Origin of the sequence: Methylobacterium sp. Leaf93 (assembly GCF_001422345.1) — a bacterium.
GTDB lineage: Bacteria > Pseudomonadota > Alphaproteobacteria > Rhizobiales > Beijerinckiaceae > Methylobacterium > Methylobacterium bullatum.
On sequence record NZ_LMMS01000027.1, the window covers coordinates 146,161 to 167,017 of the forward strand.

The following is a 20,857-nucleotide window of genomic DNA, read 5'->3' on the forward strand; positions in this document are numbered from 1 at the left end:
GAGGTGACGCCCGCTGGCTCACACCACCCGGCGCGCCACCAGCCCCACGGCGGCCACCAGGCCCAAGGCCGCCACGGTGATCATCACCCCCCAGGCCGGCATGGCCGCGGCCATGCCTTCGCCAAGCGCCGTCTGATAGGCCTCAATCGCCCAGGCGTTGGGGGTGAGCCAGCCGACCTGCTGCAGCCAGGGCGGCATCAGGAAGCGCGGCACCATGCTGCCGCCCACCGCCGAGAGCAGCAGAACGCCGAAGGTGGAGGCGAGATGCGCCTGCTGGCGGGTATTGGCCGCCGCGCAGGCAGCGAGCGCGAGCCCAGCCGCCATGGCCGAGACGAGGAACGAGGTGACGATCCAGGCCGGCCAGTGCGGGCCGATCTCGACCCCGTAGACCAGGGCGGCGGCGGCGAAGATCAGCCCGGCCTGGACCACGCCCTGGATCACCAGGAACAGGAACTTCCCCACCACCACCACGGCGAGCCCTCCGGGCCCGGCCATGAGCCTGTCGGCGAGGCCCGATTGCCGCTCCTCCACCAGGGACATCGCCCCCTGCATGGCCGCGAACAGCAGGAACACGGCGGTGATGGCGCCGGCATAATAGCTGACCCGCTCGTTGGTGCGGCCCGAGGCGGTGCTCTGGCGCTCCACCAGGGAGGCGAAGGAGAACGGCTCCTTGCGGGCGCGCTGCTCGGCGAAGGCCGAGTTGAGGAAGGCGCGTTCGTCCGGCCCGATCTTGCCCGACCGTTCCACGTCGGCGACGATCCGGGCGAGGACCACGTCCGGCAGGGCCTCGTTGAGGATGCGCTGCAACTGGCCGAGCGCGATCGGCGTGGCCAGTGCGCGGGCGGGGTTCTCGATGAGAATCACCGGCTGGGCGGCCTCGGGCGGGGCTCCGGCCACGGGCGCGTCGAGATCGCCGCGCAGGACCAGGGCGGCGTCCACCTCCCCGCGCCGGACCGCGCCCGTCGCCCCGGCGAGATCGGTGACCTTGAGCCGCTCGATGCGCAGGGAGGTGTCGGCCTCCAGGGCCGCCATCAGCCGCTCGGTGGTCGCCGTGCGGGCGAGGTCGACGAGACCGAGATGGATGCGGATCCGGTCGCCGATGGCGCCCGAGAAGATCGCGGCGAAGATCATGAAGATCACGGTCGGCAGGACGAAGGCCATGACCAGGGCGGCGCGGTCGCGCCGCAGGCTGATCAGCATCACCCGGAAGGCGGCGGTGATCATGCCTCGTGTCCCGTGCGGAGGGGCATGGGCCGTTCCGGCCCGGCCCGGTCGAGGGCCTCGCGATAGATCGCGTCCAGACCCGGCGCGCGGATGCGGATTTCCCCCACTGGCACGCCTTCCGCCCGCAGGCTGACAAGGAGGGCGGTCCCGTCGAGCCCAGCCCTGTGGCTCGCCCTCCAGGTCAGTCCGGTATCGATGGGGGTGAATCCCGCCCGGCGCAGGGCCGCCACGGCGTCCGTGCCGGCGGGATTGGTGAGCGCCACCTCGTGTTCGGGTACTTCCGCGCGGATGCGTTCGAGGAGGATGGCGAGCCGGCCTTCATGGATGAGCCGCCCGTCCGCCAGGATGGCGACCCGGTCGGCGAGGCGTTCGGCCTCGGCGAAATCGTGGGTGGCGATGAGGATCGCGGCGCCCTGCTCCCGCAGGCGGGCGAGCACCGCATGGATCGCGGCGCGCGCGTGCAGATCCACTCCCTGTGTCGGCTCGTCGAGGAGGACGAGGCGCGGCCGCGCCATCAGGCTCGCGGCGATGTTGGCCCGGCGCTGGTAGCCACCGGACAGGTGGCCGACCGGACGCCGCGCCACCTCGCCGAGATCGGCCAGATCCAGGGCGGCCTGGACTGCCGCCTTGCGCTCGCGCCGGCCGATCCCCGAGAGCTGCGCGAAGACGGAAAGGTTCTCGGCCACGGTGAGGCGCGGATAAAGGGCGATCTCCTGGGGCACCCAGCCGATGGCGCGCCGCGCCTCGCGCTCACGGAACGGGTCGGCACCGGCGATCCGCACGGTGCCGCTCTCCGGCGGCAATCGTCCGGCCACGATGCGCATGAGCGAGCTCTTGCCGGCACCGTTCGGGCCGAGCAGGGCGAGGGTCTCTCCGGCCTCGATCCGGCAATCGACGCCGCGCAGGACGCGATGCCCGCGATACGCGAGGGTGGCGCCCCGGACCACGACCAGGGGCTCCTGTCCCGGATTCATGTGCGGCGGGGTCAGCGGGGTGGCAGGGCGCGGACGAGGCGTACCCGTACCGCGACCCCGGGCTCGCGCAGGGTGAAGCGCGCGCGGCTGAAATCCGGGCGGGCACGGCCCATCTCGCCGGAGAAGCCATAGGGTTCCAGCGGCAGGCCGAGGCCGGTGCGGTCGAGGCGGCGGTTGCCGTCGAGATCCTGGTAGGCGGCGACCGCGTAGATACCGGGCTCGATCCCGGTGAGGACCACCCGCCGGCTGCGGCCGTCCGCCGGGACGTCCTGCCCGTTGCGGCATTCGGTCTCCGACAGGCCGCCCTGGCACAGGGCGACGTAGACCGTGCCGGCGCCGGGCTCGATCCCCTCCACCAGCACCTCAACCGTGGCCGCTTGCGCACCGCCGCAGGCCAGGGCGACGGTGAGGGCCATCGCGAAAACGCCCCTCACGAAGCGTCGCCTGACGTGGCGAGCGGCTGGGTGGTGGGGATGCCGGCGGCCTCCGCGCCGACGCGCCCGGCGGAGAGCTCCTCGATGAGGAGGCGGGCGGTGATGCGCGCGCCCTCGTAGATCACCGGCAGGCCCGAACCCGGATGAGTGCCGCCGCCCACGAGGTAGAGTCCCGGTCCGAAGCGGTTGTGAGGGCGGAAATACAACATCTGCATCAGGTCGTGGGCGAGGTTGAAGGTGGCGCCCTCATACACGAAGAAATCGTCCTGCCATTGCGACGGGTCGACGATGCGCTCGTAGCGGATGCGATCCTCGATATCGTCGAGGCCGAGCAGCTTCAGCCGGTCGAGGACGAGGCGGCGGTAGCTCTGACGGGTGGAGGGCCAGTCGATCCCCGATTTCAGGTTCGGCACCGGCACGAGGACGTAGAGGCTGGTATGGCCGGCCGGGGCCATGCCGCCATCGGTGTAGCCCGCGTGCTGGACATAGAGCGAGGGCTGCATCGGCAGGGTGCCCTCGGTGATCTCCCGGATGTTGCGGGCGTATTCCTCCGACAGGAAGATGGTGTGGTGGCCGAGCCCCGCCGGCACTTTCCCCTCGATCCCGAGATACATCATGAAGGTCGAGCAGGAGAGGCGGGCCTTGTCGATCTTGGCGTCGCGCCAGCGCGGGCGGTGCGTCTGAGGCACCAGGTCCTTGATCACCTTGGCGAAATCGCCGTTGATGACCACGGCATCGGCCTTCAGCGTCTCGGTCCCGCAGACCACGCCGATCGCTTTCTTGCCCTCGAAGAGCACCCTGTCCACTGAGGTGCCGAGGCGGATGTCCACGCCCATGCGGCGGGCGAGCCCGGCCATCGCTTCCGACACCGCGCCGCAGCCGCCGACGGGATGGTAGACCCCGTGCTCGTATTCGAGGAACGACAGGATCGTGAACAGGCTCGGGCAGCGGAACGGCGACATGCCGAGGTACTTGGTCTGGAACGCGAAGGCGAGGCGGACCCGCGGGTCCTTGAAGTAGCGCTGCAGGTCCTTGTCGACGCTGCGGCCGGGATGGAGATGGGGCAGGGCGGCGATCATGGCCGGGGAGGCCATACTGCGCAGGGTGTGGAAGGCCTGTTCCAGAACCGGCTTGAAGAATTTCAGCTTCACCCGGTTGTCGGCGAAGAACTTCCGGACGTTCTTGGCATCGTCCGGGGCGATGCGGGCGACCTCGGCCTCCAGCCGCTCCATGTCGTTGGTGGCGCGGATCTCACCGCCCGCCTCGAAGACGAGGTGGTATTGCGGGTCGAGCCGTTCGAGTTTGACGTGATCCTCGAGCCGCTCGCCGCAGGTCTCGAAGATGTCGGCGAGAATCTGTGGATAAAGGAAGAAGGTCGGGCCGATGTCGAACCGGTAGCCGCCGGGGGCCTCCACGGTCTTCGTCCGGCCTCCCACGGCCGGGTCCTTCTCGACAAGGGTGACGTGAACGCCGGCGCGGGCGAGAAGAAGTGCCGTCGCCAATCCCCCAGGACCGGCGCCGACGACGATGACGCGGCGTCCTGACAGGGTCCGCAGGCCATCCCGTGACTGAAGCAACGCAATCAACTCCCTCGTCGACGACCCCCGATGGGAAACCTCCCATGCGCCAGGCGTATCGGCATCCGTGCCAAGCTCAAAGCCCGGAGACGGGGATGCCACCCGTACCGGTCTAGCTTGCCGCCTAATCTCGACCGGCGGCAGGGGCGGGACAATTGCCACGGATTGTCGCGTGCCCGCATGAAGGACGCTGCATGGCCAGATGGTGGAGCGCCAGTGCCCCGGCGGTGGCCACGTTCAGCGAATCGAAACCGGAAGCCATGGGAATCCGCACGGTGCGGGTCCGCGCCATCAGGCCGTGCGACAGGCCCGGCCCCTCGGTACCGAGCAGCAGGAGCGTGCGGGGCAGCGGCGGCAGCTCGGCGAGCACGTCGTCTCCCCGCGGGCTGAAGGCGAGGGGAATGAGGGCGTTGGCTCGCGCGAAGTCCAGCATCGCCTCCACGTCGAGGCGGGCGAAGGGGACGATCAGCGCCGCGCCGGCCGAGACCCGGATGGCCTTGCGGTAGAGCGGGTCGCAGGTTGCGGGGTCGAGGAGCACGCCGTCGGCCCCGAAGGCCGCGGCGTTGCGGAACAGGCCGCCGACATTGTCGTGGTTGGTCAGCCCGACGAGGCCGGCCACGAGGGCAGGGGCCGGAGGCGGCGGAAGGGCGAGGGGAGGCTCCGCTCCGCGCACCCCCACCGCCATCACGCCCCGGTGGATCGGGAAGCCGGCGATGGCGCTCATCACCGCCTTCGAGGCCGTATAGACCGGCACCGAATCGGGCAGGGCGGCGAGCGCATCGGAGAGGGGCGCCACCCGCTCATGGCTCAGCAGCAGCGATTCTGGCGCGAACCGCGAGGCCCCCGAGAGCAGCACCCGCAGGGTCACCTCCCCCTCGACGATGAACCGGCCCTCGCGTCCGACGAGGTCGCGCTCGCGCATGGCGGCATAGGCGGCGATGCGCGGATCGGCGGGGTCGTCGACGGGGATGGGTGTCACCGGTGACCGCATCCTATGCCCTGGCGGAGATGCGCTACGCGCTCGCGGGACGTCCGCCCATGCGGATGGCGAGCGGGTCCGCCTCTTCCCTGGTGGGCACCTTCACCAGGGCCTCGCCGTCGAGTACGACCTCGCCGGCGACGGAGCAGGTGCATTTGAGCCGGGCGCGGCGGCGCTCGGGGACGAGTTCCGCCACTTCGACGGTGACCTGAACCGTATCGCCGATGCGGACCGGAGCGCGAAAGTTCAGGGTCTGGCTGATGTAGATGGCGCCGGGGCCGGGCAGGCGGGTGCCGAGCACCGCCGAGATCAGGCCGGCGGTGTAGAGGCCGTGGGCGATACGGGTGCCGAAGGGCGTGCGCGCCGCGAAATGCTCGGAGAGGTGGATCGGGTTGCGGTCGCCGGTGATCTCGGCGAAGCCCACCACGTCGGAGGAGGAGATCTCCTTGTTCAAGGTTTCGGACAGGCCGACTTCGAGATCCTCGAAATACAGCACGCGCAGCTCTGGCATCATCGGTCAGTCTCCCCCGCCTCACGTCGTTGTCACGGGCATGATCCCGCGTCTGACGTGTCGCGTCGCACAAGCGGTGCTGCAAATCCAGCGCAGGGACATCGAAAAATCGGCGCTCGACAGGGGTGTCGTACCCGGTCCAAGAGGCGAAGACCTGCCCGTGAGCCGATCCTGAAAGCCGATGACCGACGCATCCGCCCCGGCGATTCCCATCTCCCTGCGTCCCGTCGTCCTCCGGGTGGCGGGGCTGAACCTCGCCTATTTCGGCGTGGAGATCGCGGTGGCCGTGGCGATCGGTTCCCTCGCCCTCATCGCCGACAGCCTGGACTTCCTGGAGGACGCGGCCCTCAACCTGCTGATCTTCGCCGGGATCGGCTGGAGCCTGCGCAACCGCGCCCGCCTCGGCATGGTCCTGGCCGGCATCCTGCTGCTGCCGGCCCTCGCCACCGCCTATGCCGCCTGGGAGAAGGTGGCGGACATGGCGCCCCCAGCGCCCTTGCCGCTAACTCTCGCCGGCCTCGGGGCGCTCGCCGTCAACCTCACCTGCGCCGTGATGCTGGCCCGCCACCGGGACGGGGGAGGAAGCCTGACGCGGGCGGCCTATCTCTCCGCCCGCAACGACGCCTATGCCAATCTCGCCATCATCGGTGCCGGCCTTGTCACGGCGCTGACGCTCTCGCCCTGGCCCGATCTCGTGGTGGCCGCCGGCATCGCCGTGCTCAACGCCGATTCGGCGATGGACATCCTCAAGGCCGCCCGCGCCGAGTGGCGCGCGGCCCATCCAGCGGCCTGAGAGGTCTCCCTTGCGCCTGTTCCCGATCTCCGACCTGCATCTCGAACGCCGCCGTCCGGAAACGATCGCCCGGCCGGACGCACCGTTCGACGTCCTGGTCTGCCCGGGCGATCTCTACGAGGGTCGACCGGAGGCCGGCCTCGCGGCGCTTCGCGGGATCGCGCAGGGACGGCCCATCGTGCTCGTGCCGGGCAACCACGAGCATTATGCGCCGACCGGCGATTCACGCACCGCGCCCGCGCTGATCGCCGCCCTCGAAACGGAAGTGGCGCGGATCAATGACGAGGGGGAGGGCGGTCCGGTCCACCTCCTCAACCACGGGGCATGCGTCGTCCTCGACGGCGTGCGCTTCGTCGGCACCACCCTGTGGAGCGACTGGGCTCTCGCCGGCCGCTGGCTCGACGAGACCGTGCCCGACCGCCCGGTCGATCCCGTCGCCTTTGCCGCCGCGCGGATGACCGACCCGGTGACGGGCTCGCGCGAGTTCCGCGGCTCGATCCGCAAGGGAGATGGTAGCGTCTGGTCGCCGGCCGACGCCATGGCGGCGCATCTGGCTCATAAGGCCGAACTCGCCGCCGCCCTCGCCGTGCCGCATCCTGGCCCCACCATCGTCGTCACCCACCATCCGGCGAGCCCGCTGGCGGCCGACGCGTTCCGGGCCATCCCCGGCGTTCCCTGGTGGGTGCCGGCCTTCTACGCCACCACCGCCCTCGACGACCTGCCCGCGGCGAGCCGCCCCGACCTCTGGGTCTCCGGCCATTTCCATGCCGGCCACGATCTGCGCATTGGCCGCACCCGCTGGATCGCAAACCCGGTGGAGGGGGGGACGTATTCGGCCGAGCGGTTCGTGGAGGTGGGGTGAGGGGCGGGCGCGGCCGGCCTCGGCTCTCGGATCGTCTCCGAGAGCCGGCGTCCCGCGAAACCTCCTCCCCCCGCCCTACGTAGGGACGTGCCGGGGCGCCGCCCCGCGTCAGGATCGGAGTCGCCCATGAACACCTTCATCGCCGTCGTGCTCGTCTGCGCCAACGCGATTCCGATCGAATCCTGCTCCGACGACAGGGCGAGCGAGGTGCGCAAGGTCCGCGTCTCGAACGAACTCGGCTGCACCAACGGCTGGCAGGAGATCATCTCCCGCACCGACATCGGCGAGGAGATCGGCAAGACCGCCTACCTCAAGACCGAGTGCCGCCGGGTGAAGGAGGCGCAGTGACCCCTATTTGTCGTACTTGATGTAGGCGAAGCGCGCGTCGGTGGGCGTGCCCTCGAGACCCTGGCCCTCGGTGCCCGGCTGCCAGCCCACGACCTCCTCGATCTTCTTCGCCAGGGCGAAATCCTTGTCGGTGATGCCCTTGGCGGCGTGGTTCATCAGCCGCACCTCCACCCAGGCATAGGAGGCGGTGAGGTCCGGGTGGTGCCAGGCGGCTTCCGCGAGGTGGCCCACCGTGTTGATCACCATGAGGGTGCTCTTCCAGCCCGCCGTCTTGTAGGTCCGTCGGATCCAGCCGTCCTCGTAGGTCCAGGCCGGCAATTCGGCTGCCAGACGCTCCGAGATAGTGGCGTCGTCGATGACGTCTTCGCGCGATCCGGCCATGGCTGCACGTCCTTTGACTGTCGTGGTGGTGATCGAGGAACTCTGCGACGCGCCGCGTGTCCGGGCAAGGCCGGCGGCGAAGATCCCCGGAACCGCGAAGGCCGTGGTCGCCTGCGACGTGGTGGCCCTGCCCCCTCTGGCAGCCGATCGGATCTGTGGACGCCGAGGGGGCGAGACCCTATTAAGAAAGAATAATAGTTCGTCGGCCCCGACTGCCGGGGCTTGATGCGGGCCGGTTCCAGGGAGACGACGTTCATGCTGTCACGGCGCGGAGTGCTCGCGACGGCTGCGCTGTGGCCCCTGGCCGGGTCTGTGACGGCCGCGGCCGCGGCCGCCGGTCCCGCGATCCGTGTCGGAAGCCTGCCCTTCGGCACCGTGGCCTGGGAGGCGGCGGTGATCAAGGCGCGCGGGCTCGACGCCGCCAACGGTTTCACCCTCGACGTGGTCAAGCTCGCCGGCAACGATGCCGCCCGCATCGCCTTCCTCGGCGGACAGGTCGACACCATCGTCGGCGATCTGCTCTGGGCCGGGCGCCTCGGCAACGAGGGCAGGGCGATGCGCTTCCTCCCCTATTCCACCACCGAGGGCTCGCTGATGGTGCCGGCGGGCAGCGCCATCGCCGGTCTCAAGGACCTCGTCGGCAAGCGGCTCGGGGTGGCCGGCGGACCGCTGGACAAGAACTGGCTCCTGCTCAAGGCCCAGGCCAAGGACGCCGCCGGGATCGATCTCGAATCGCAGGCGCAGGTCGCCTACGGCGCGCCGCCGCTCCTGGCGCTCAAGCTCGAACAGGGCGAGCTCGACGCAGCCCTGCTCTACTGGACCTATTGCGCCCGTCTCGAGCCGAAGGGTTTTACCCGCCTCATCGGGTCGGACGACATCATGCGCGCGTTCGGTGCCACCGGATCCATCGCGCTCATCGGCTACCTGTTCGAGGGCGCCACCGTATCGGACAAGGCCGAGGCCATCGCCGGCTTCGCCCGCGCCGCTCGCACCGCCAAGGAGATGCTGGCCAACGATCCCGCCACCTGGGACGTGGTGCGGCCGCTGATGTCGGCGGAGGACGAGCCGACCTTCGCGGTGCTCAAGCGCGATTTTCTCGCCGGCATCCCGCGCCGGCCGCTCGCCACCGAGCGCGCGGACGGCGAGCGCCTGTTCGGCGTGCTGGCCAGGCTCGGCGGCGAGCGGCTGGTGGGGGCGGGCAAGACCCTGCCCGCCGGCCTGTATTTCGACGGGGCCGGAAACGGTTGAGCCGCGTCACGCCCTCCCCCGCGGTACGCTGAATCGTGGCCCGCCCCGGCGCGAACGCCATGGGAGTGGCGACTCGACTCGTCTCCGTGCTGGTGCTGCTCGCGGCCTGGCAAGTGGCGGCGTCGCTGGCGGAATCGCGGCTCCTGCCCGCACCCCTCGCCATCCTCGATTTCATCGTGAAGGAATCCGCCACCGGCGACCTCTGGCGCAACGTCGGCATCACCTTGACGCGGGTGGGCGTCTCCTTCTTCTTCGCCATGGGGCTCGGGGTGCTGCTCGGCATCGCGCTCGGCCGCTGGAAGGCGCTCAACCTCGTCCTCGATACGCCGCTCCTCATCCTCCTCAACACGCCCGCCCTGGTGATCACGGTGCTGGCCTACATCTGGGTCGGCCTCAACGAGGGCGCGGCGGTGCTGGCGGTGGTGCTCAACAAGTTGCCCAACGTGGCGGTGATCGTGCGCGAGGGCGCGCGCGGCCTCGATCCGGGGCTCGAGGAGATGGCGCGGAGCTACCGTTTCGACCGCCGCACCTGGATCGCCCACGTCCTGGTGCCTCAGCTCCAGCCTTTCGTGGTGGCCGCCGCCCGCTCCGGCCTGTCCCTCGCCTGGAAGATCGTGCTGGTGATCGAGCTGCTCGGGCGTCCGAACGGGGTGGGTTTCGCCATCAACTTCTACTTCGTCCAGAGCCTGAACGTGGCGGCCATCATCGGTTACAGCGTCGTCTTCATGAGCGTGATGATCGCCATCGACATCCTCATCCTCCAGCGCCTCGAAGCCCATGTCCGACGCTGGCGCTGAGAGAGCGGACGTGCTCTCCGTCTCCATCCGCAGCAAGGTCTACGGAGCCGGCGGGCCGGAGCCGGTGGAGGCGGTGCGCGATCTCTCCTTCGTCGTCCGTCGGTCGGAGATCGCCTGCCTCATCGGCCCCTCGGGCTCCGGCAAGACCACGACCCTGCGCATCCTGCTCGGGCTCGACGGCGCCTATGACGGCGCGGTGACCCCGGACCCACGCGAGGCCGGCATCGCCATGGTCTTCCAGGAGCCGCGCCTCCTTCCCTGGCGCAGTGTCGAGCAGAACGTCCGCCTCGGCCTGCCCCGTTCCGAGCGGGGGCGCGATCTCGATGCCCTGTTCGAGTCCCTCGGCCTGACGCCGTGGCGCGGCCGCTATCCGGGAAAGCTCTCCCTGGGGATGGCGCGCCGGGTGGCGCTCGCCCGTGCCCTGGCCCTCCGTCCCCGGATCCTGGTGCTCGATGAGCCCTTCGTGTCCCTCGACGACAGGGCCGCGGCGTCCCTGCGGGAGATCGTGGTGGCGACCGTGGCGCGCGAGGGAATGAGCGTGCTCATGGTTACGCACAATGTGGCGGAGGCCATCGAGATCGCGGACCGGCTCCTGCTCGTCTCGGCGCGCCCGGCGAGCCTGCTCGCCGCCGTCGCCCTCGACCGGCCTCGAAGCGAGCGCGATAGGGCTTGGGCGGAAGCGATGCGGACGGATCTCGCGAATCGCTTTCCGGGCGTCATCGCCGCCTGAAGGGCCTTTCCCGGTAGCGGGGAAAGGGCACGATATCGCCGACGCGACATTATGCACATGTGCTCGGCGTTTAGGCCGTTCTCGGTGGCGTCTACGCAGTCATGCGGCGAGACAACGCAGCGCTCGATCGAATGGCGCCCAACCGATCCCGAGACATGCACGGCCAGCGCAGGATTTGCCGGTGAGTATTGCATGATAATTCATGCCGATGGAGTTTGAATTTGGCCTCGTATCGAACGAAGCGACCGTTTTATCGAACAATCTTCGTCAGTTCAGGGGATGACTGGCATACCAAGTGGCCTGCATGCGCGTGACGCATAAGAAGCGCCCGAGTCTTTTAAATGCTTTTGTCTTGCGGTTTCTCGATTTTGCAGCGCAACATTTTAGGGTGCGCTCGCTCAGATCACGGTCAACGAAGACGTTCGTTCACCAGGTCTTGATGCCGCCTGAGGTCAAGCTTGCTCAATCGAGTTGACGCCGCCGCGATTTTTCTTAGAGTTCATTCAAGCTTCGGTTCGAAGGGGCGCCGCAAAGGGGTAGCGGCGACCGGGAGAGCAAGCGGTGGTTTGGGCGAAAATCTCGCGGAAACAACCGCTTAGGAAACTCTATCGAAGTGAACTATCCCTGTCGCAAATAACAGGTCGCACAAGTGGGGGCAGGTTTCGCTGCTCTCCAGGCGTGTCAAAGACTTGTCGGAGGAATGCATGAGAGCGGTCCATCTTCTCGCACTCGGCGCTGGTCTGGTGGCTTCGGCCCCCGCCTTCGCCAATGACGACGTCCTGAAGCGCTCGGCCGATCCGGCCCAGCAGGTTCTGCAGACGGTCGATTACGCCAACACGCGCTATTCGAAGCTCGACCAGATCAACGCCAGCAACGTGAAGCAGCTGCAGGTGGCCTGGACGTTCTCGACCGGCGTCCTGCGCGGCCACGAGGGTTCGCCCCTCGTCGTCGGCAACATGATGTACGTCCACACCCCCTTCCCGAACATCGTCTACGCCCTCGACCTCGACAAGGACGGCGTGATCGTCTGGAAGTACGAGCCCAAGCAGGACCCGTCGGTCATCCCGGTGATGTGCTGTGACACGGTCAACCGTGGTCTGGCCTATGCCGACGGCGCCATCATCCTGCACCAGGCCGACACCACCGTCGTCTCGCTCGACGCCAAGTCCGGCAAGGTGAACTGGTCCGTCGTCAACGGCGACCCCAAGAAGGGTGAAACCAACACCGCCACCGTTCTTCCCGTGAAGGACAAGATCATCGTCGGCATCTCCGGCGGCGAGTTCGGCGTGAACTGCCACGTCACCGCCTACGATTCCAAGACGGGCAAGAAGGTGTGGCGCGGCCACTCCCAGGGCCCCGATGCCGACATGATCATGGACCCGGAGAAGACGACGTCTCTCGGCAAGCCGGTCGGCAAGGATTCCTCGCTGAAGACCTGGGAAGGCGATCAGTGGAAGACCGGCGGCGGTTGCACATGGGGCTGGTTCTCCTACGACCCCAAGCTCGACCTGATGTATTACGGTTCGGGCAACCCCTCGACCTGGAACCCCAAGCAGCGTCCGGGCGACAACAAGTGGTCCATGACCATCTGGGCGCGTAACCCCGACACGGGTGCGGCCAAGTGGGTCTACCAGATGACCCCGCACGACGAGTGGGACTACGACGGCATCAACGAGATGATCCTCACGGATCAGAAGATCGACGGCAAGGAGCGCCCTCTCCTGACCCACTTCGACCGTAACGGCTTCGGCTACACCCTCGATCGCGCCACCGGCGAGCTCCTGGTCGCCGAGAAGTTCGATCCGGTGGTGAACTGGGCCTCCAAGGTCGACATGGACAAGGGCTCGAAGACCTACGGTCGTCCGCTCGTCCAGGCCAAGTACTCCACCGAGCAGAACGGTGAAGATACCAACTCCAAGGGTATCTGCCCCGCGGCCCTCGGCACCAAGGACCAGCAGCCTGCTGCGTTCTCGCCGAAGACCAACCTGTTCTACGTGCCCACCAACCACGTCTGCATGGACTACGAGCCGTTCCGGGTGTCCTACACCCCCGGTCAGCCCTACGTCGGTGCGACCCTGGCCATGTACCCGGCTCCCAACAGCCACGGCGGCATGGGTAACTTCATCGCCTGGGACGGCGTCGCTGGTAAGATCAAGTGGTCGAACCAGGAGCAGTTCTCGGTGTGGTCGGGTGCTCTCGCCACCGCTGGCGACATCGTGTTCTACGGAACCCTCGAGGGTTACCTGAAGGCTGTCGACTCCAAGACCGGTAAGGAGCTCTACAAGTTCAAGACCCCGTCGGGCATCATCGGCAACGTGATGACCTACCAGCACAAGGGCAAGCAGTTCGTCGGCATCCTGTCGGGTGTCGGTGGCTGGGCCGGCATCGGCCTCGCGGCCGGCCTGACCGACCCGAATGCCGGTCTCGGTGCGGTGGGTGGCTATGCCGCTCTCTCGAACTACACCAACCTCGGTGGTCAGCTGACCGTCTTCGCGCTCCCGAACTAATCGGTCGCACGAAGCCTGAGACGATAGGGTGCCGGCGCGGGTTTCCGCGCCGGCACCTTTATGATTAGATCGTTATTAAGAACACTTCGAACGTCGGCCGAACGGGTCGACGGTTGCTCCTGGGAGAAACGTCGTTGCAGTACCAAAGCAAAGCCGCCATCCGTCCGCTCGTGGCCGCCCTCGTTTTCGCATTCGCCTCCGCCGGTGCCGTTCAGGCCCAGGACGCCAAGCCCTCCGATCCCGCCGTGGCGAACCAGCTCGATCCCAATGCGCCTGAGAAGGACGCCAAGCTGATCGACAAGTATCAGGCGGTGAAGGTCGAAGACGGCAAGTATTTCGACAAGGACGGCGCCCCGACCTACCACATCACCAACGACGGCAAGAAGTTCGACTGGTACGCCTATTCCGGCTACCGCCGCTATCACGCCGAGTGCCACGTGTGTCACGGTCCCGACGCCATGGGTTCGACCTACGCACCCGCCCTCAAGGATTCGCTCAAGCGCCTGTCCTACGAGGAGTTCGTCGGCATCATCGCCGGCGGCAAGCAGGACATCAGCTCGAGCGGCACCAACGTGATGCCCGCCTTCGGCGATAACAAGAACGTGATGTGCTACGCCGACGACCTCTACACTTACCTCAAGGCCCGCGCCTCCGGTGCGATGCCGCGCGTGCGTCCGACCGACAAGGAAGACAAGCCGGAAGCCGCCAAGAAGGCCGAGAAGGAGTGCCTGGGCGGCTAATGGCTCGCTTTGGCTCCTTCACAACGACGGTTTGCGCGCTCCTGCTGATCTCGGCAGGGGTGCGCCCCGCATCTGCGCAGTCGCTTCCCGATCTCGTCACCACCGATGTCCTGCGCGTCTGCGGAGATCCCGGCAACATGCCGTTCTCCCAGCGCAAGGAGGATGGGTTCGAGAACAAGATCGCGGCCATCCTCGCCGACGAACTGAAGGTCAAGCTCCGCTATTACTGGCTGACGCAGGGGCCTGGATTCGTCCGCAACACGCTGGGCACCGGCCTGTGCGACCTGATCATCGGTTCGGCCGCCGGCGGTGAGCTCGTCCAGCACACCAATCCTTACTATCGCTCCAGCTACGCCCTGGTCACCCGCAGCGGTGATCTCGAGGGCGTGACGAAGCTCGACGACCCGAAGCTGAAGGGCAAAGCCATCGGCGTCATCGGCGGCACCCCGCCCGTGAACCGGATGGGCGAGGTCGGCCTCATCGCGTCGATGAAGGCCTATGCTCCCTATCAGCTCGATCCCTCGCGCAAGTACCAGACGGTCTCCGCCGAGGTCATCGGCGATCTCGCCGAGAAGAAGATCGACGCCGCGATCCTGTGGGGGCCGGCCGCGGGTTGGCTCGCCAAGCAGAGCGGTGTCGCCATGAAGGTCGTACCGCTGCTGCAGGAGCCGGATCGTCCCGCTCTCACCTTCCGCATCGCCATGGGCGTGCGGATGGAGGAGAACGATTGGAAGCGCAGCCTCAACACGATCCTGCGCAAGCGCCGGGCCGATATCGAGAAGGTCCTGCGCGACTACGACGTCCCGTTGCTGGAGGACGAAGGCAACACGCTGCTCGAGCCGGCCGCGCCCTGAGACCGGGCCGGGGCCGGTCGTCACGATCGGTGGAGTTTGCTAAGAGCCTCCGAGATCGAGGGGAGGGGTGGCGATGGAGCGATGGCGGATTGGCCTTGCGGTCTCAGCTCTTGTCGCCATCGGCGCGGTGGGGATCGTGGCGGCCGATCGCGCCCAGATCGGCCGCGTCGCTCCCGATCTCGTCGCCGAGACCGAGCGCGCCGACCGCGTCCTCGTGGAAAAGTCGGCCCGGCGCCTGACCCTGTTCCGAGAAGGGCGTGTCCTGGCGACCTATCCCGTCTCCCTCGGCTTCTCTCCCATCGGCCACAAGCAGCGGGAGGGCGACGGGCGCACGCCGGAGGGGCTCTATTCCATCGCCTATCGCAACCCCCTCAGCGTTGCCCATCTGTCCCTGAAAGTGTCCTATCCGAACGAGGCCGATACGAAAGCCGCCCGTGACGGCGGCTACGAGCCGGGCGGCGACATCATGATCCACGGGATCATGAACGGCTTCTCCTGGCTCGGCCGGCTGCACCGGCTCACGGACTGGACCAGCGGCTGCGTCGGCGTCGCCAATGACGAGATGGCGGCCATCTACGCGCGGGTGGATGTGGGAACGCCTATCGAACTGCGTCCCTGAGCGGGCGGATTTCAGTCCCGCACGATACCGGCGGTGTCGAGCTTCGACAGGGCTTGGCTCACGGTCTCGGGGCCGATGACCAGATCCGGCGCGATCTCGGCGAGGGGAACGAGGACGAAGGCGCGTTCCCGCACGAAACGATGCGGCAGGACGAGACGCTCGTCGGAGATCGCCGCCCCTTCATACGAGAGCACATCGATGTCGATGACGCGCGGCCCCCAACGCCGCTCGCGCACCCGACCCATGGCGGTCTCGATGGCGAGCCCTGTCTCCAGCAGGTCGTGCGGGGTCAGGTCGGTCTCGATGGCGATCGCGGCGTTGAGAAACCAGTCCTGGTCCGTATCGCCCCAGGGAGGCGTGCGGTAGTCGCTGGAGCGTGCCGTGAGCCGGATGCCCGGGCTGGCTTCGAGCCGCCGGATGGCTTCGGCGATGGTCGCGGCCTTGTCGCCGATATTGCTGCCGAGACCGAGATAGGCGGCACTCATCGCGGGAGTCCGGCCCGGCTGCGCAGGATCGAGATGGCGACGCCGTCGATCACCGCCGGGACCGGCGCGCTCGGCTTGTCGACGCGCACGACGATGCTGTCCACGCCCTCGAACCGCTCGAGGATCTCGGCGGCGATGGCCTCGGCCAGAGCTTCGATGAGGGCGAAGCGCCGGGTGGTGGCGATGCGCACGACGATCTCGGTGAGGTCGGCATAGCTCACGGTCTTCGCCACGTCGTCCGACAGGCCCGCCGGCCGCAGGTCGATCCGGCAGTCGAGGGAGATGTAGAAGCGCTGGCCGATCCGCGCTTCCTCCTCGAGGAGGCCGTGATAGGCGAAGACGGCGATGCGTTCGACGAGGATGCGGTCGGTCATGGGGCTGTCCGCATCACGGCGTCGACCACGCGGAGGGCGTCGACATGAGGAGCCACGTCGTGGACGCGGACGATGTCGGCTCCCAGCGTGGCGGCGAGGACATGGCTCGACAGCGAGCCGATCAGGCGGTCCACCGGCTTCGTCTCGGCATCGTGCAGGCGCCCGAGCATCGATTTGCGCGAGACGCCGACGAGGACGGGAAAGCCCAGCGCCTTGATCTCAGGCAGGCGCCGCAGGGCTTCGAGATGCTGGGCCCAGCTCTTGCCGAAACCGATTCCTGGATCGAGCACGATGTCCGCGTCCGGAATGCCGGCGCGGCGGGCGATGTCGAGGGAGCGCTCGAAGAAGCGCAACATGTCGGCCACGATGTCGATGGCGGGATCGATGGCCTCGCGATTGTGCATGACCATGACCGGCGCACCATGGGCTGCGGCCACGCGGGCGATGTCGGGCTCGCGCTGCAGGCCCCAGACATCGTTGACGATGCGCGCGCCGGCAGCCAGCGCCGCATCGGCGGTGGAGGCCTTGTAGGTGTCCACCGAGATGGGGACCGCAAGGCGCGGGGCGAGATCCCGGATGACGGGGAGGATGCGCGCTTGCTCCTCCTCCGCCGACACGGGCGTATGGCCCGGGCGCGTCGATTCCCCGCCGATATCGACCAGGGCCGCTCCTTCCGACACGAGGGCATCGGCCTGGGAGCGCGCCGCTTCCACATTCTCGAAACGCCCCCCGTCCGAGAAGGAATCCGGGGTGACGTTGAGGATGCCCATGACGAGCACGCGCTCTCCGAAACCGGGCAGGAGGGTTTTCAGAGCAGAGGCGGGAGAGGTCGTCACAGGGGCTCTTCGACGAGGGATCAATGATTATGCTGTAGACCAGGATGATCCCATTCTTCCACCTCATCCTGAGGTGCCGAAGCAAAGCGAAGGCCTCGAAGGAGGCCTCCAGCTCGCCGCGAGCATTGGGGGCTCCTTCGAGGCCGCTTCGTAGCGCCTCGGGATGAGGTGGATGAATGGGATCACCGTATCTAGGGTGGATCCCGCCGATCACACCCCACCGCGATAGCAGCGGATCTCGGCTTCGGCCTGGGCGCGGCGCAGATCCGCGACCTTGTCGTCGAATACCTTGGTCGAGCGGAACTCGTTCGAACGGGCGCCGATGCCCTGACGCATGGACAGGACCGTGCTCGCCTGGACGTATTTGTCGTAGGTGAGGATCGAGGCGAGAGCGTCGATGGAGCAGGAGCAGCGCGAGAGCGATTCCCGCGATTGCCCGTTGGCCGCCATGCAGCCGAACACATAATCCGCCCGCGCCTCGGTGGGGTAGTCGTTCTCGCTGTCGGCCGCATGGACGGGGGCGCCGGCGAGGCCGAGCACGAGGGCGAGAAGGCCGCCTTTAACCAGCGTTCGGATCATAGGTCAGGTTCTCCTGGAGAAGTTCGCCGCCATCCGCCGTCTTCGACTGCGCCTCGATGGAGAGCAACTCGCCGGGCACGGCGGGGGACGTCACGAAGGTGTATTTCAGGTTCTCTAGGCCGCGCATGCGGTCCTTCATCTTGTCGTCGATGAAGGGCTGCACCTCCACGCGCCACGCATCCACTGTCTGGCCCTTCACGGTGGCGGTCGTCGCGGTCACCGTCGCGTTGTCGCGTAGGGCCTTGCGGATGCCGTTCTTGATGTAACGCGGGTTGGCCGAGAGCACCTTGGCGAGGTCGATGAGGTGATGTTCCAGGAAAAGGGTCATCACCGGGTTGCCAGGCATGTCGGTGAACGGGCCGGCGGGGAAGCGGTTCGCACCCGAGAACATCTGCACCCGGATCGTCCGGTTCTCCGGTGCCGTACCGGGCTCGATGGTGAGCTTGATCTGGTCGTCCATGGTCGGGCCGAATGGGCCCTTGGAAATGCCGCTGCGCCGGAGATACGCGTAGGTCAGGCTCGATCCCGGCGCCACGTTCTTCATCTGCGGCTCTTCGAACAGCAGGTCCGAGGCGTTGGGCGGGGTGGCGGTGTTGGCTTTGGTCACGGCGGGCGCATCCGCCGGGGGCGTGCCCTGCGCCAGGGCGGGCAGGCCGGCAAACGCGAGGGCGAACGCGACGAGAACGGGCTTCACAGGGGAGCATCCTCTTTCAGGGGCGGCGGCGCAACGCGGTCCACGTTGCTGCCGATCGTCCGGTAGACATAATCGGGCGGCGTCTCGGCCGCCTCTTCTTTGGCGAGTTCCCGCACCTTCGAATGGAGCGGGGAGAGCGAGCAGGCCGGGTCCGTGGCGGCCGCATCGCCGGCCAGAGCCAGCGCCTGGCAGCGGCAGCCCCCCCAATCCTTCTCGCGCCGGTCGCAGGAGCGGCAGGGCTCCTTCATCCAGTCCGTCCCGCGATAGGCGGTGAAGGCGGGAGAGTTCGCCCAGATATCGGCGAGCGAATGGTCGGAGACGTACCAGAATTCGAGATGCTTGATGGTCTCGGCGGCGTGGCAGGGCAGCACCTTGCCGGCGGGTGTGACGTTCATCAGCTTGCGGCCCCAGCCACCGGCGCAGGCCTTGGGGTACTTCGCGTAGTAATCCGGCACGACGAGATCGATGACGAGCTGGCCCTTCAGCCGCTCGCGCGCCGCCTCGACGATACGGATCGACTGATCGACCTGGGCTTTGTCAGGCATCAGGGCGGCGCGGTTCACATAGGCCCAGCCGTAATACTGGGTATGGGCAACCTCCAGGCGCTTGGCGCCGAGCTTGACGGCCAAGTCGATGAAGCCCTCGACCTCATGGATGTTGCCACGGTGGATCACGGAATTCAGCGTCAGCGGAAGGCCGAGCTGCGTCACGCGCTCGGCAAAGGCGAATTTCTGCGGCTGAGCGTTCTTCAGGCCGCCGATTTTTTCCGCGTTGGCCGCGTCGACGCCTTGCACCGACAGCTGCACATGGTCGAGGCCCGCGTCGTAGAGGGCGTCGAGCTTGGCCAGAGCGCCGCCGACGCCCGAAGTGATGAGATTGGAATACAGCCCCAGCTTGGCGCAGGTCTGGGTGATCTCGACGATGTCGCTGCGGGCCGTGGGCTCGCCGCCGGAGAGGTGGACATGCAGCACGCCGAGACCCGCCGCCTCCGTCAGCACCCGCTGCCATGTCGCCGTGTCGAGCTCGCCCGAGCGCCGGTCGAGTTCGAGCGGGTTCGAGCAATAGGGACAGCGCAGGGGACAGCGATGGGTCAGCTCCGCGAGGAGCCCGACCGGAGCCGGCAGGGAAGGGGTATTCGGCGTGATGGCGTTCATCGCTCCAGAACCCGTTTCGTGGCGAGGTCGTTGAGCATGGCCAGGACGTCGGCCTCGATCACGTCCGGGTCGGCGGTAAAGGTCTCGGCGAGCTTCACCGCAATGTCGCGCACGCTGCGCTGCCCGTCGACCAGCGACAGGACCGCCACGGCATTGGCGTCGAGGTCGAAGGTGCGCTCGGGCGCCAGCAGGACATGCTGACCGCGGACCTCGTCGTGGCGCAGGCGCACGCCACGGGGCAGGCGTGGCACGTCGCCCGACCGGACCGTGCCGGTGCCGGCCGCCTGCGCCACTTCGGCGACGAGACCGGTGCCGGGCGTCCAGGCATCCGGCGGGGTCATGCCCGGAGCCACATAGGAGAAGTAGAGTGCGTCGAGCTGCGTCCAGAGCACGTTACACTTGAAGGTCAGCGCGGCCATGGCCTGACGCTGCAGTTCGGGCGTTGTGGCGTGCTGCTTGACGTAGTCGATGGCGAATTCCGCATCGCGCGGGGCCTGGGTCAGGCGCTTGTCGAAATAGGCCAGCGTGTCCTTCGTGATGAAATCGTAGTTCTTCAGCATCCCGGCTACGCGCTCGGAGATGATCGTCGGCGAGAACATTTCGGTGAGCGAGGAGGCGATGGCCTCCAGCAGCGAGCGCTCCTTCACGAAATGCACGTAGGCATCCACCGAGAAGCGCGTCGCCGACAGGATCCCTTGCGTCGATTCCACGTAGTCGCGACGGAAACCGACACCCTCGGCGAGTTTCAGCCAACGCTCGATACCGCCGTCTCCGGGCGCGTCGCCATCATGGTCGACAATGCGCTGGCGCCACACGCGGCGCAGGCTCGCATCCTCCATGCGGGCAAGCACGGCGGCGTCCTTCACCGGGATCATCGCCTGGTAATAATAGCGGTTGAGCGCCCAGGCGCGGACCTGATCCTTGTTCAGCTTGCCATCGTGCAGCAGGCGATGGAACGGATGCAGGTTGTGATAGCGCCGGGCGCCGATGTCGCGCAGCGCCGCCTCGAGGTCCTCGGGGCTGAGCAGGCGCTGGGACGCGTCGGTCTTGGGCGTGGGGAAGGGCGCGGTCATGGCGTGGCTCGGCGTTTCGACGAAGGGCGGCGGTCGGAACTTTTCTTACAGATGGCGACGATCCCCGTGAAGGTCACGGACGAC

24 protein-coding genes are annotated in these 20,857 nt (G+C 67.7%); 10 read left to right on the forward strand and 14 right to left on the reverse strand.

Going from position 1 to position 20,857, the window contains the following annotated elements:
- Positions 1-18 precede the first annotated feature (18 nt).
- The 6 genes from ASF26_RS16655 to croR all read right to left on the reverse strand — a co-directional run bounded on the left by ASF26_RS16655 (position 19) and on the right by croR (position 5,702).
- Positions 19-1,224: an ABC transporter permease gene (locus tag ASF26_RS16655; protein WP_056256248.1), complete on the reverse strand. Its 1,206-nt coding sequence runs from the start codon at positions 1,222-1,224 to the stop codon at positions 19-21.
- On the reverse strand, positions 1,221-2,198 hold the full coding sequence (locus ASF26_RS16660) for an ABC transporter ATP-binding protein (RefSeq protein WP_056256252.1): 978 nt from the start codon (positions 2,196-2,198) through the stop codon (positions 1,221-1,223). Before ASF26_RS16660 ends, ASF26_RS16655 begins: the two co-directional genes overlap by 4 nt.
- 11 nt (positions 2,199-2,209) lie before the next feature.
- Complete coding sequence (locus ASF26_RS16665) at positions 2,210-2,614, reverse strand: DUF2141 domain-containing protein (RefSeq protein ID WP_056256257.1); 405 nt, start codon at positions 2,612-2,614, stop codon at positions 2,210-2,212.
- 14 nt (positions 2,615-2,628) lie between these two features.
- The gene (gene crtI, locus ASF26_RS16670) at positions 2,629-4,209 is read right to left on the reverse strand and encodes a phytoene desaturase family protein (protein WP_056256260.1); all 1,581 of its coding nucleotides are present in this window, start codon (positions 4,207-4,209) and stop codon (positions 2,629-2,631) included.
- Positions 4,210-4,333: 124 nt separating this feature from the next.
- On the reverse strand, positions 4,334-5,131 hold the full coding sequence (locus ASF26_RS16675) for an RNA methyltransferase (protein ID WP_244475975.1): 798 nt from the start codon (positions 5,129-5,131) through the stop codon (positions 4,334-4,336).
- A 91-nt stretch (positions 5,132-5,222) separates the two neighbouring features.
- Positions 5,223-5,702 (reverse strand): 3-hydroxybutyryl-CoA dehydratase, encoded by a 480-nt coding sequence (gene croR, locus ASF26_RS16680; RefSeq protein ID WP_018043624.1) that lies wholly within the window; start codon positions 5,700-5,702, stop codon positions 5,223-5,225.
- 178 nt (positions 5,703-5,880) lie between these two features.
- Between croR and ASF26_RS16685 the strand changes: the two genes are divergently transcribed.
- The 3 genes from ASF26_RS16685 (at position 5,881) to ASF26_RS16695 (ending at position 7,702) form a co-directional block, all read left to right on the forward strand.
- A complete protein-coding gene (locus ASF26_RS16685) occupies positions 5,881-6,492 on the forward strand; it encodes a cation transporter (protein WP_056256267.1) in 612 nt (203 codons plus the stop codon).
- Positions 6,493-6,502: 10 nt separating this feature from the next.
- Positions 6,503-7,354 carry a metallophosphoesterase gene (locus tag ASF26_RS16690; protein WP_056256270.1) on the forward strand — a complete coding sequence of 284 codons (852 nt, stop codon included), beginning with the start codon at positions 6,503-6,505 and terminating at the stop codon, positions 7,352-7,354.
- A gap of 126 nt (positions 7,355-7,480) precedes the next feature.
- Positions 7,481-7,702, forward strand: a complete 222-nt coding sequence (locus tag ASF26_RS16695) for a hypothetical protein (RefSeq protein ID WP_056149563.1) — start codon at positions 7,481-7,483, stop codon at positions 7,700-7,702.
- 3 nt (positions 7,703-7,705) lie between these two features.
- Here ASF26_RS16695 and ASF26_RS16700 read toward each other — a convergent pair whose 3' ends face one another.
- Positions 7,706-8,083: a 4a-hydroxytetrahydrobiopterin dehydratase gene (locus ASF26_RS16700; protein WP_056256274.1), complete on the reverse strand. Its 378-nt coding sequence runs from the start codon at positions 8,081-8,083 to the stop codon at positions 7,706-7,708.
- A 255-nt stretch (positions 8,084-8,338) separates the two neighbouring features.
- Between ASF26_RS16700 and ASF26_RS16705 the strand changes: the two genes are divergently transcribed.
- The 7 genes from ASF26_RS16705 to ASF26_RS16735 all read left to right on the forward strand — a co-directional run bounded on the left by ASF26_RS16705 (position 8,339) and on the right by ASF26_RS16735 (position 15,578).
- Positions 8,339-9,331 (forward strand): ABC transporter substrate-binding protein, encoded by a 993-nt coding sequence (locus ASF26_RS16705; protein ID WP_056256276.1) that lies wholly within the window; start codon positions 8,339-8,341, stop codon positions 9,329-9,331.
- Positions 9,332-9,390: 59 nt separating this feature from the next.
- A complete protein-coding gene (locus ASF26_RS16710; protein WP_056256280.1) occupies positions 9,391-10,128 on the forward strand; it encodes an ABC transporter permease subunit in 738 nt (245 codons plus the stop codon).
- Positions 10,109-10,858 (forward strand): ATP-binding cassette domain-containing protein, encoded by a 750-nt coding sequence (locus tag ASF26_RS16715; protein WP_056256283.1) that lies wholly within the window; start codon positions 10,109-10,111, stop codon positions 10,856-10,858. Before ASF26_RS16710 ends, ASF26_RS16715 begins: the two co-directional genes overlap by 20 nt.
- A 704-nt stretch (positions 10,859-11,562) precedes the next feature.
- Complete coding sequence (xoxF1, locus tag ASF26_RS16720; RefSeq protein WP_056256287.1) at positions 11,563-13,365, forward strand: lanthanide-dependent methanol dehydrogenase XoxF1; 1,803 nt, start codon at positions 11,563-11,565, stop codon at positions 13,363-13,365.
- Between the two features lie 134 nt (positions 13,366-13,499).
- A complete protein-coding gene (locus ASF26_RS16725; RefSeq protein ID WP_056256291.1) occupies positions 13,500-14,105 on the forward strand; it encodes a c-type cytochrome, methanol metabolism-related in 606 nt (201 codons plus the stop codon).
- The gene (xoxJ, locus tag ASF26_RS16730; protein ID WP_056256294.1) at positions 14,105-14,959 is read left to right on the forward strand and encodes a rare earth element methanol dehydrogenase accessory protein XoxJ; all 855 of its coding nucleotides are present in this window, start codon (positions 14,105-14,107) and stop codon (positions 14,957-14,959) included. The genes ASF26_RS16725 and xoxJ overlap by 1 nt, the downstream gene beginning before the upstream one ends.
- A 73-nt stretch (positions 14,960-15,032) precedes the next feature.
- Positions 15,033-15,578, forward strand: a complete 546-nt coding sequence (locus ASF26_RS16735) for a L,D-transpeptidase family protein (protein ID WP_056256298.1) — start codon at positions 15,033-15,035, stop codon at positions 15,576-15,578.
- An 11-nt stretch (positions 15,579-15,589) separates the two neighbouring features.
- On the opposite strand, the gene folK is transcribed toward ASF26_RS16735, so the two are convergent.
- The 7 genes from folK to pqqC all read right to left on the reverse strand — a co-directional run bounded on the left by folK (position 15,590) and on the right by pqqC (position 20,773).
- Positions 15,590-16,063, reverse strand: a complete 474-nt coding sequence (gene folK / locus ASF26_RS16740) for a 2-amino-4-hydroxy-6-hydroxymethyldihydropteridine diphosphokinase (protein WP_056256303.1) — start codon at positions 16,061-16,063, stop codon at positions 15,590-15,592.
- Positions 16,060-16,437, reverse strand: a complete 378-nt coding sequence (gene folB, locus ASF26_RS16745; protein ID WP_056256306.1) for a dihydroneopterin aldolase — start codon at positions 16,435-16,437, stop codon at positions 16,060-16,062. The genes folK and folB overlap by 4 nt, the downstream gene beginning before the upstream one ends.
- Positions 16,434-17,273 (reverse strand): dihydropteroate synthase, encoded by an 840-nt coding sequence (gene folP / locus ASF26_RS16750; RefSeq protein WP_056256310.1) that lies wholly within the window; start codon positions 17,271-17,273, stop codon positions 16,434-16,436. Before folP ends, folB begins: the two co-directional genes overlap by 4 nt.
- Positions 17,274-17,483: 210 nt before the next feature.
- The gene (locus ASF26_RS16755; RefSeq protein ID WP_056256314.1) at positions 17,484-17,852 is read right to left on the reverse strand and encodes a hypothetical protein; all 369 of its coding nucleotides are present in this window, start codon (positions 17,850-17,852) and stop codon (positions 17,484-17,486) included.
- Positions 17,833-18,546, reverse strand: a complete 714-nt coding sequence (locus ASF26_RS16760; protein ID WP_056256319.1) for a hypothetical protein — start codon at positions 18,544-18,546, stop codon at positions 17,833-17,835. Before ASF26_RS16760 ends, ASF26_RS16755 begins: the two co-directional genes overlap by 20 nt.
- Positions 18,543-19,700 (reverse strand): pyrroloquinoline quinone biosynthesis protein PqqE, encoded by a 1,158-nt coding sequence (gene pqqE, locus ASF26_RS16765; RefSeq protein ID WP_056256323.1) that lies wholly within the window; start codon positions 19,698-19,700, stop codon positions 18,543-18,545. Before pqqE ends, ASF26_RS16760 begins: the two co-directional genes overlap by 4 nt.
- Complete coding sequence (gene pqqC, locus ASF26_RS16770; protein WP_056256326.1) at positions 19,697-20,773, reverse strand: pyrroloquinoline-quinone synthase PqqC; 1,077 nt, start codon at positions 20,771-20,773, stop codon at positions 19,697-19,699. The genes pqqE and pqqC overlap by 4 nt, the downstream gene beginning before the upstream one ends.
- Positions 20,774-20,857 lie beyond the last annotated feature (84 nt).